6 protein-coding genes are annotated in these 10,217 nt (G+C 38.6%); 4 read left to right on the top strand and 2 right to left on the bottom strand.

The genetic code is table 11. The features are described from left to right. Positions 1-207: 207 nt before the first annotated feature. Both glmU and ACT3RM_RS15520 read left to right on the top strand, forming a co-directional pair. Positions 208-1,566, top strand: coding sequence for a bifunctional UDP-N-acetylglucosamine diphosphorylase/glucosamine-1-phosphate N-acetyltransferase GlmU (glmU, locus tag ACT3RM_RS15525; protein ID WP_441836643.1), 1,359 nt, complete (start codon positions 208-210; stop codon positions 1,564-1,566). 185 nt (positions 1,567-1,751) lie between these two features. Next, positions 1,752-2,885: a DcaP family trimeric outer membrane transporter gene (locus ACT3RM_RS15520; protein ID WP_441836642.1), complete on the top strand. Its 1,134-nt coding sequence runs from the start codon at positions 1,752-1,754 to the stop codon at positions 2,883-2,885. 40 nt (positions 2,886-2,925) lie between these two features. On the opposite strand, the gene ACT3RM_RS15515 is transcribed toward ACT3RM_RS15520, so the two are convergent. Continuing rightward, positions 2,926-3,828 (bottom strand): LysR family transcriptional regulator, encoded by a 903-nt coding sequence (locus ACT3RM_RS15515; RefSeq protein ID WP_192541258.1) that lies wholly within the window; start codon positions 3,826-3,828, stop codon positions 2,926-2,928. A 198-nt stretch (positions 3,829-4,026) separates the two neighbouring features. Here ACT3RM_RS15515 and ACT3RM_RS15510 point away from each other — a divergent pair, with 198 nt between their 5' ends. Then, complete coding sequence (locus tag ACT3RM_RS15510) at positions 4,027-5,733, top strand: L-lactate permease (protein ID WP_192541257.1); 1,707 nt, start codon at positions 4,027-4,029, stop codon at positions 5,731-5,733. Then, positions 5,730-7,502 (top strand): D-lactate dehydrogenase, encoded by a 1,773-nt coding sequence (gene dld, locus ACT3RM_RS15505; protein ID WP_225736535.1) that lies wholly within the window; start codon positions 5,730-5,732, stop codon positions 7,500-7,502. Before ACT3RM_RS15510 ends, dld begins: the two co-directional genes overlap by 4 nt. Positions 7,503-7,777: 275 nt before the next feature. On the opposite strand, the gene ACT3RM_RS15500 is transcribed toward dld, so the two are convergent. Next, positions 7,778-9,883, bottom strand: coding sequence for a TonB-dependent siderophore receptor (locus tag ACT3RM_RS15500; RefSeq protein WP_441836364.1), 2,106 nt, complete (start codon positions 9,881-9,883; stop codon positions 7,778-7,780). Positions 9,884-10,217 lie beyond the last annotated feature (334 nt).

Raw genomic sequence — 10,217 nt, 5'->3', positions numbered from 1 at the left:
GTGTCTGTAATTTGGCTTTACACTTATATCGGTTAGCAAAGCTGGTTACAATAAGTGTAATTATTAATGAACAGTTTGTTTATCATAGATTCAGTCATTATTTTTTATAATATGACCGAGTATGTATACATGGAGTGACATGCGTAATCTAGTAAACTTATTTTCATTAACTACTCAATAAAACAACGGAAAAAGGAAATTGTTTTAATGGCTCTAACAACAGTAATTCTTGCTGCGGGTAAAGGTACTCGTATGCGCTCTGCTCTACCAAAAGTACTGCATAAAGTGGCAGGTAAACCTATGGTGCAGCACGTTATTGATAATGCAAAGGCACTTGGTGCAACGACCACTAACTTAGTTTACGGTCATGGTGGCGAACTATTACAACAACAACTTGCCGATAACAACGTAAACTGGGTACTGCAAGCAGATCAACTTGGCACCGGACACGCCGTTGCGCAAGCTAACCCGCATATTGATGATGATGACACCGTGCTGGTTTTATATGGTGATGTACCATTAACTAAGCAATCAACGCTTGAGCGTTTACTTGCTGCAACACCTAAAAATGGTTTAGCTGTATTAACTGTAAGTTTAGCTAACCCAAACGGTTATGGGCGTATGCTTCGTGTTGATGACAAGTTAGTAGGGATTGTTGAACAAAAAGATGCAAGCCCAGAGCAGTTACTTATTAACGAAGTAAATACTGGTATCATGGCCGTTAACGGCAAGTTGTTAAAAAGCTGGTTAGGTAACTTATCTAACGAAAACGCTCAAGGTGAATATTACTTAACAGATATTGTTGCTATGGCGCACAGTGAAGGTGTAGAAATTACATCGGCGCAGCCAGATCATGCAATGGAAGTTGAAGGCGCAAATAACCGTGTACAATTAGCTGGCCTTGAACGTGCTTATCAAGCATGGCAGGCAGAAGAGCTCATGCTAAACGGTGCAACACTCGCTGACCCTGCGCGTATTGATGTACGTGGCGACGTTAAAACAGGCGAAGACGTATTAATTGATATAAACGTTATTTTTGAAGGGAATGTAATCCTTGGTAATAATGTAGAAATCGGCCCTAACTGCGTACTTAAAAACTGTACCATTGGCGATAACGTTGTAATAAAAGCAAATACTTTGATTGAAGATGCAAGTGTCGCTGCTAAATGCACACTTGGTCCTTATGCAAGACTTCGCCCAGGTACGATTATGGAAGAAGACTCACATATAGGTAACTTTGTCGAAATGAAAAAAACCCGTTTAGGCAAAGGCTCTAAAGCAAACCACCTCTCGTATTTAGGTGACGCTGAGATTGGCGAGAAAGTAAATATCGGCGCAGGCACTATTACCTGTAATTATGATGGTGTAAATAAGTCTAAAACCATCATAGGTGATAACGCTTTTATAGGTTCGAACTCATCACTCGTTGCTCCCGTATCAATTGGCTACACCGCTACTGTTGGCGCGGGGTCTGTGATCACAACCGATGTTGCCGACGACCAACTTGCTATTGCGCGCGCAAAGCAGCGTAATTTAACGGGCTGGAGCCGACCGGTTAAAAAATAAAAGCCTTTAAGACATAATAGCGAATGTCTTCATTCGCTATTATGTTGACATACATATGAGATATGTATCATTTTCTGTTTCAATTATGTTAATTTTGGAAAAATAGAATAGCTTTTTTATTATTTACCAATAACCTATAACCCTCTAAATTGAGAGTCCTAGGACTATAATTAAAAAGGTATAACATGAAACACACAATTACAGCGCTGTCTTCCTCTATTGCATTATCGCTTATTTCTTTAAGTTATTCTTCATCTAGCCAAGCTTCGATTGAGTTAGCAAATATTGATATCGGCGGTCAAAAAACAAAAGTTGAACTTGGCGGATATGCAAAAGCAGATGTACGCCATGTTTCTGGTGATATAGCTTACCAAGATTATTGGACGGGTAACTTCCCGCAAGGTGAGCCTATTGATACCTCCCATACCGGCTTTAATGTTAAAGAATCAAGAATCAATTTAAAAATTCAGCGTGGAGAAGTCATTGGTTTTGCCGAAGTAGATTTCTATGGTGGCGGTGGTAATGAAGTTGTAAGTAATTCTTCTAATAATCGTCTTCGCCACCTATATATTCAATATCAAGATTGGCTTGTTGGCCAAACGTGGTCAACATTTATGCCATTGGTTGCAATTCCAGAAACGCTAGACTTTGGTGGTCCTCATGTTGGTGAGGTTTTCGTTCGTCAAACACAAATTCGTTATAGTCATGGTGGATGGCAGTTTGCGATTGAAAGTCCTGAAACAAATGGTGATGGTGATACTGGGGCAGCCTCTAGTGGCGTTGGTGTGACAGGCGCAGACGCTGATAAGGATGAATCAATTCCTGACTTTGTTGCTCGCTACAACTACAAAAAAAGCTGGGGTGAATTATCCGTTGGGGCATTACTTAGAAAGGTAGATCAAGGCGGCATAGATGAAACATCGATCGCTGGTAGCTTTTCGGGGAAAATAAATACATTTGGTAACGATGACTTTCGATTCCAACTAACTGTGGGTGAACCAGGTCGTTATACTGGTGCAGGATTTACACCTGATATCGTAATTGAAGATGGTACAGACGTTGTTGTTGAAAAAACAACGGCATACACTGTCGCTTATAAACATGTTTGGGTTGATAGCTGGCGTTCAACGCTATTTTATGGCGGAGCCACTACAGACGTTACAGAAAAAGACCGCTCTCACATGGGGGTTAACTTAATAACCAATGTAACCGACGATTTAAATGTAGGTGTTGAATTGGGTCAATATGCTATTGATGATAAGAATATGGAAAGTATTGATTCTAACTATTTACAATTTTCGGCTAAATATACTTTCTAAGATTATATAAGCAACGGTTAAAAATAATAAAAAAGCACACTTAATCATAGTGTGCTTTTTTTTGTTGCAGCGACTCTCGTAAGTGCGATACCAATAACTTTAATTTTTTATCAGGCTGCCTTACTTTGGGGTACATGGCGTACATGCCCATTTTTTTATGTGTAAAAGGGCTTAAAATTTGTGTTAATGAATTATCGTTTAATTCTTCAAATACCAGCGCTAAAGGTAAATAGGCGATACCTAAATTACTAAGCGTAGCTTGCTTTATTGCATTTAGGTTATTACTTCGAAAGTGACCATTAACAGGGAGTAATTGTTCTACGTCATCAATTAATAATGGCCATACTTCATTGCTTTTATTTTCAAATGTATAGAGCAAACATTGATGACTTTGTAGGTGCTCAGGGACTGAAGGTGTACCAAGCTTTTTTAAATAGCTCGGAGTAGCACAGATAATCCACTGGCTATCAATTAAACGTCTTGCAACTAATGATGAATCTTCAAGTTTAGCGGTTCTAATGGCTAAGTCATAACCTTCTTCAATAAGATCAACTAAACGATTGGTAACATTTAACTCAACTGAGACACCTGGATAGATTTTACAAAACTCAGCAATAGATTGACTGAGAATTAAGTCTGCAGAAACGACAGGTACTGTCATTCGTATATTACCTTTAATTTCATCACTATAACTTGTGATTGCATTTTCAGCTTCTTGAAATGCACTTTTCGCTATTTTTGCTTTATCGTAGAGTGTTTTACCTGCATCTGTAAGGCTTAATTTTCTGGTTGTTCTGTAAAGTAACTGGGTATTTAAACTTTCTTCTAAACGAGCTATGCGCTTGCTGACAACTGAGTTCGTTAACGATAGTTTATCCGCAACTTTAGAAAATGAGCCCTCATCAACTACTTGAACTAATAAAATCAAATCATCAGCTTTCATTATAATTAGTTCCTTAAATAGTGTAATTTTCATTTTATTATATCAAAAAAGGAAAATGATTTTACCTTTTGTTGCAATATATCAATTAATTTACAAGGAGTAGAGTATATAAAGGCTATTTTCGCCTAATAAAATTTAGAATTATAGTGAGAAAGAGGTTTTCATCAAAATGACACACACAATAATAAGGATCGAGCTATGAGTCAGACAATGTATGGGTTACTTGCACTATTGCCTATTGTGCTTTGTGGTATCTTATTGCTGGGTTTACAGTGGTCCGCTAAAAAAACAATGCCGATGGTGCTTGCTGTGACCGCTACTATTGCTATTTTTGTATGGGATATGACTTTAAACCGCGTTTCGTCGTCGATGCTACAAGGTTTAATTATTACCGTATCAGTTTTATGGATAATATTCGGTGCATTGTTTTTATTAAATACGCTAAAACATACCGGTGCAATTGGAATTATACGTTCAGGCTTTACTAATGTGTCGCCCGATAGACGTATTCAAGTAATTATAATCGCTTGGTGCTTCGGCACATTTATCGAAGGTGCGTCTGGGTTTGGCACGCCTGCCGCTATCGCAGCCCCCTTATTGGTTGCTATAGGGTTTCCAGCCTTAGCAGCGGTATTAATGGGAATGATGATTCAAAGTACCGCGGTCTCTTTTGGTGCTGTAGGTACGCCAATCATTATCGGTGTAAATAAAGGACTTGATACCACTGCGATCAGTGCCTTACTGGCAAAAGAAGGCTTACAGTGGCAAGATTTTTTGCAATTAGTAACAAGTCAGGTTGCCATAATTCACGGGATTGTAGGTACATTTATGCCTCTAATTATGGTCATGATGCTAACTCGCTTTTTTGGTAAAAATAAAAGCTGGAAAGAAGGCGCGGCTATTTGGCCATTTGCCATTTTTTCCGGGTTAGCTTTTACCGTTCCTTATGCCTTAACAGGGGTTTTCTTAGGGCCTGAATTTCCTACTATCATTGGTGGTTTAGTTAGCATCGCTATTGTCATTAATGCTGCTAAACGAGGCTTTTTAACTCCTAAACAAACATGGGATTTTGAGCCATCACAAAACTGGCCCAAAGAATGGTTTGGAAAGCTAGTTGTTAATACTGATGATGTAGCACCTTCTAAGTCAGATAAAAATATTTCTGCGGTTATGGCATGGTTTCCTTACCTTCTTGTTGCAATATTACTTGTATGTTCGCGCGTATTTGTCGAGTTTAAGGAATTACTGCTTAGCGCGACAGTCGACTTTTCAGCCATATTAGGTGAAGAAGGGATCAGTGCAAGTCTTAGCCCACTGTATTTGCCAGGTGGCATATTGTTAGTGAGCGCACTTGTTGCGGCTATTTTTCAAACTAAAAAGCCAGCCACAGCGCTAAATAACGCATTTAAAGAGTCGGGTAAAACGGTATTAGGTGCAGGTTTTGTGCTTATTTTTACTATACCAATGGTAAGAATTTTTATTAATTCAGGCACTAACTTATCTGACGTTGTCAGTATGCCGGTTGCCAGTGCAGAATTATTTGCGGGTATATTAGGCAATGCTTACCCATTAATAAGCTCGACTATTGGTGCGCTTGGTGCGTTTATCGCAGGCTCAAATACGATTTCAAATATGATGTTTAGTCAATTTCAATACGAAGCAGCAATGAACCTAAGCATATCTCCTTCAACAATTATTGCATCACAAGCTGTGGGCGCAGCGGCTGGTAATATGATTGCTATTCATAACGTAGTTGCTGCATCAGCCACAGTTGGTTTGCTAGGTATGGAAGGTTCAACACTAAGGCGGACTATTCTACCGACAATCTATTATGTGTTATTTAGTGGAATTATCACTATGGCTGTCATTTACATTTTTGGTTATCAAGGACTTTTAGCTGTATGAATCATGAAATAATTCAAGAACAGGGTAAAAATATATATTCTTCAAAAGCTACTTTTCAAGCTAAGCTGAACCCTGACCAAGTTTTGGACAAACTAACAAATATATTAGGTGCTAGTAATTTACAGGCTGATCCTGATAAAAACGAGCACTACAGAGTGGGTTGGCGATCTGGGGGAGGAAACGCATTAGCGGTACTATTCCCACAGACTCTATTAGATATTTGGCGTAGTTTGGAGGTTTGTGTAGAAGGTAATTGTATAATTATAATGCAAGCCGCTAAAACAGGCTTAACCGAAGGCTCAACCCCCAGTGGTAATGATTATGACAGGCCTGTTGTTGTCATCAATACGCTGGCTATGGATCAGCTATTTTTAGTCAACGAAAATGAACAAGTGATTAGCTTACCTGGCGCGACTTTACATCACTTGCAAAGAGAACTAAGTGCCGTAAATAGAACTCCTCATTCAGTTATTGGTTCATCAACACTTGGAGCTTCAATAATTGGTGGTGTTTCAAATAACTCTGGTGGGGCACTTGTTAAGCGCGGACCTGCTTATACTGAGCTCTCATTATTTGCCCAAGTTAATGAAAAAGGTGAGTTAACTTTAGTTAATCACCTCGAAGTTGAGTTAGGTAATTCTCCTGAAGAAATATTAACTAACTTGCAAAGTGGTAATTTTGATAAAACTAAATTACCTCAAAGTGAAAAGCTTGCATCAGATAAAGAATATATCGCTAGAGTAAGAGACGTTAATGCCAATACACCGAGTCGCTTTAATGCTGACAAACGAAGACTTTATGAAGCGAGTGGTTGTGCCGGAAAGCTTGCAGTATTTGCAGTACGCCTAGACACGTATCCAACAGCTGTAAAAGAGAGAACTTTTTACATAGGTACCAATAGCGTTAGTGAGCTTGCGCAGTTGAGAAAACAAATATTATCTACCTTCAAAAACATTCCTGAAGTGGGTGAATATATGCATCGTGATATATTTGATGTATCAGCTAAATACGGTAAAGACACATTTTTAAGTATTAAGCACCTTGGAACAGATGCATTACCTAAATTGTTTTCTATTAAAGGGCGTATTGACTCCAAACTTAATAAGTTATCTTGGATGCCAAAACATTTTACCGATAAGGCTATGCAGCTAGTCAGTAAAGTATTTCCACAGCATTTACCTAAACGAATGCTAGAATACCGCGATAAGTACGAACATCACCTAATAATGAAAATGAGTGATGATGGCATAGAAGAAGCGCAGACTTTCTTAAAGTCATTTTTTGAAACTTCTGAAACAGGTACTTATTTCGAATGTAATAAAGAAGAGTCTGAAAGCGCCTTTTTGAATCGTTTTGCAGCAGCAGGTGCAGCATTAAGGTATGAAGTAATGCACGAAAAAGAAGTTGGTGAGATATTAGCGCTTGATATTGCAATACCTCGTAATGAGTTAGACTGGCTTGAAACGCTCCCTAACGAAATTGCACAACACCTAGAAAAGAAACTCTACTACGGGCACTTCTTTTGTTACGTGTTTCATCAAGACTATATATTAAAAAAGGGCAGCGATGCTAAACATGTCAAGAAGATGATGTTAACGCTTTTAAATGAGCGAGGCGCAAAATATCCTGCTGAGCACAATGTAGGGCATTTATACGAAGCAGAACCTGATCTGCAAAACTTTTACAAAAGCTTAGACCCAACGAATACGTTTAATCCAGGTATTGGTAAAATGCAAAAAAACAAGCGTAATTGTTCGTGCTGTTTATAGATATAAATAAAATTACTATTAGGTTACTTATTTATAAGTAACCTAATGCATTAATTATAATAAAATAGTTTGTAAATTTAAAAACAGCTCCTAAGCTCAGATGCCGTTAAAGGAAGAATACTTAAACATTGGTAGCTTCGGCGAAATTGGCGATAACGCCTCATGGCCTTTAACTCATCACTAGCTAGAAGGAACCCGTTAGAAGTAATAATATTTATGTTAGAGAATAAAAAAAGCGAGTCAAAACTCGCTTTTTTACATAAATTCAATACAGTCTAAAAAGAAGCATTTAAGCTCAGCTCTACACTTCGCTCTGTACCCATCCAGCAACTATTAATGTCATAACATGCACCAACATAGCGTTTATCAGCTAAGTTACTCACGGCTAAGCCCACTTTATAGCTGTCATTAAAGCGGTAACTGGCAGCGACATCTAATAAAGTGTAACCAGGTACAGTATCTGAGTTTTGTGCATCAAGCTGGCTTTCACCTACATAGCGTATGCCGCCATTGAATTCCAGCGCATCACTTAAGAAGTAATTTAACCATAATGATGCTTGTTGCTCAGCCACCCAAATAGGTGTTTTTCCTTCTACTGTCTGATCTTGTGGGTTGTCGGTTACTTCAACATCCATATCAGTAAGGTTTAAGGTAATATCTAGTGAATTGCTAAGCTGTTGATAAACACTTACTTCAAAGCCTTTAGATTGTACTTCACCATTTTGCGTGTATTGCATAAAGTCAGGGGTATTAACAACGACATCTTTTTTGCGTAGATCAAAAAATGCCGCCGTTACTTTAGTGCTTGAATCATTATTGTGATATTTAACCCCAGCTTCAATTTGTTCTGCTGTAGTGGGTTTGAATGCTGAACCGGTTAAGGTGTCGACACCAGAGGTTGGCTCAAATGACTCTGAGTAACTCGCGTATGGAGCAATGTTATTATCAAAAGTATAAATAGCTGCCATTCTGAATGTAGTATCACTTTGATCTATTTCTTGATTACTTGTTGCACCGCTCACCGTACTGTTGGTTAAGCTGTAATAATTATCATGGCGCAGACCTGCAATAACGGTTAAAGCGTCAATTTTTATTTCGTCTTGTAAATAAAACCCACGTTGTGATTGATGCAAACGACTAAATTGACGATAAGTATCTAAGGCAGCTGTTGTATCAGCATTAAATTGTGCGTAATCAGGGTTTGATAAGTCTAAGCTTGGCGTATCTACACCAAAGGTATCTGCATAATCGAAGGTTGAATCAAGCGTTTGATACTCAAAGCCAAATAATAAGTTATGGCTGGTATTTGCTATGTTAAATTGGCTTGCTAGTTGGTTATCAACGACAAAGCCTTCAGCATCCTCGATAGTTTTATACGCTGTACGGGTTAATATTTTATCATCATCGGCCAGGCCATAATCATAACTATTTTGCTGCGTGGCATCGGCATTGGTATAGCGAAAGTTTTGTAAAAATGACACTGAGTCAGAAAACTCATGGTTTAACTTATAACCGATCATAGTAACGTCACGAGCAAACTCGGCCCAATTTTTATCACCAGCATATGCATCAGCCTCTAATTTTCCATAACTGGTTTCATAAAGAGCGCCTTTAGCCGGCAGAGGCGTAGAAGGGACCATTTCAGGATCGTCTTGGTAGTATAAATTAAGGTTTAAGTTAGTACGCTCGCTGAGTTCAAAAGTAACTGACGGTGCTACCGTTATTCTTTGCTCTTCTGTGGTTTGCTGTTGACCGTCACGATTACGAGCAAGTGCAATAAACCGATAGTTAATGCCATCAGTTATAGGGCCAGTACTATCGAGTGCGAGCTCTGCTAAATTATTGGTACCAATGCGGGCTCTTATATTATGCTCAGAAGTCGCTTGTGGTGTTTTGGCTGTTTGGTTAACCATACCCCCTGGAGGGGCTGAACCATATAAAACTGATGCTGGGCCTTTTAAAACCTCGACGCTTTCGGTGGCAAATGCATCGACCTGCGGCGCGAGGTTATATACCAAATTATACTGTAGCGGCAGACCATCATAAAAATTACGATAGCTCTCAAAACCACGAATCGTGTATTGATCAAAAATAGTCACAGTACTGCGATTTTCAGGTGTAACACCCGATACATAGCGTAATGCTTCATTTACTGTGTCGACCTGTCGTAATTCAAGTAGTTTATTGTCGTAGACTTCAAAGCTCATAGGCGACTCTATCGGTGTTAAATTCGACTTAGTCCCTGTAGAACGGTAGTTTTTACCGTATATCGCAATGCTTTCTATATCCTCCTCAACAGCTGTTTCAGCGGCAAAGCCATAGTTACTGCTAAGGATGGACAATGAAATAAGAGATAATTTAAATACAGAGCGTCTAAACACAGGAGATCCTTTTTGTTTATCAATACACAACCAAATAAGTATGATATTGATTATCATTAATCATGGCAAGAGGTTTCAAGATCCATAATTACTTATAATTTTGAAGCTTGAATCAATAAATAGACAAAAATCTCCCCAGAACACTTGATTTGTATAGCTTTCAAACAAAAATGAAATTAATTTAATAAAACTGAAATAAAGCGTTGACGGTTTCCAGATAATCCCTATAATGCGACCCCACTGACACGGCAGAGCAGGCAGCGCTTAAGCAGCAAGCATCGAGTTAGTGAGTCGAGTAAAACTTGAGTTTAGATTTTTTAGAAAGTTTAAAATC

It is taken from the genome of Pseudoalteromonas sp. AOP7-A1-14, from assembly GCF_052376275.1.
In the GTDB taxonomy this organism is placed as follows: Bacteria; Pseudomonadota; Gammaproteobacteria; order Enterobacterales; family Alteromonadaceae; genus Pseudoalteromonas.
This window is presented reverse-complemented; position numbering and strand designations above follow the sequence as displayed.

Bases quoted from the DNA above. Each gene is read 5' to 3' on its own strand.
- glmU (WP_441836643.1), top strand. From the start codon at position 208: ATGGCTCTAACAACAGTAATTCTTGCTGCGGGTAAAGGTACTCGTATG.
- ACT3RM_RS15515 (WP_192541258.1), bottom strand. From the start codon at position 3,828: ATGAAAGCTGATGATTTGATTTTATTAGTTCAAGTAGTTGATGAGGGC.
- ACT3RM_RS15510 (WP_192541257.1), top strand. From the start codon at position 4,027: ATGAGTCAGACAATGTATGGGTTACTTGCACTATTGCCTATTGTGCTT.
- dld (WP_225736535.1), top strand. From the start codon at position 5,730: ATGAATCATGAAATAATTCAAGAACAGGGTAAAAATATATATTCTTCA.
- ACT3RM_RS15520 (WP_441836642.1), top strand. From the start codon at position 1,752: ATGAAACACACAATTACAGCGCTGTCTTCCTCTATTGCATTATCGCTT.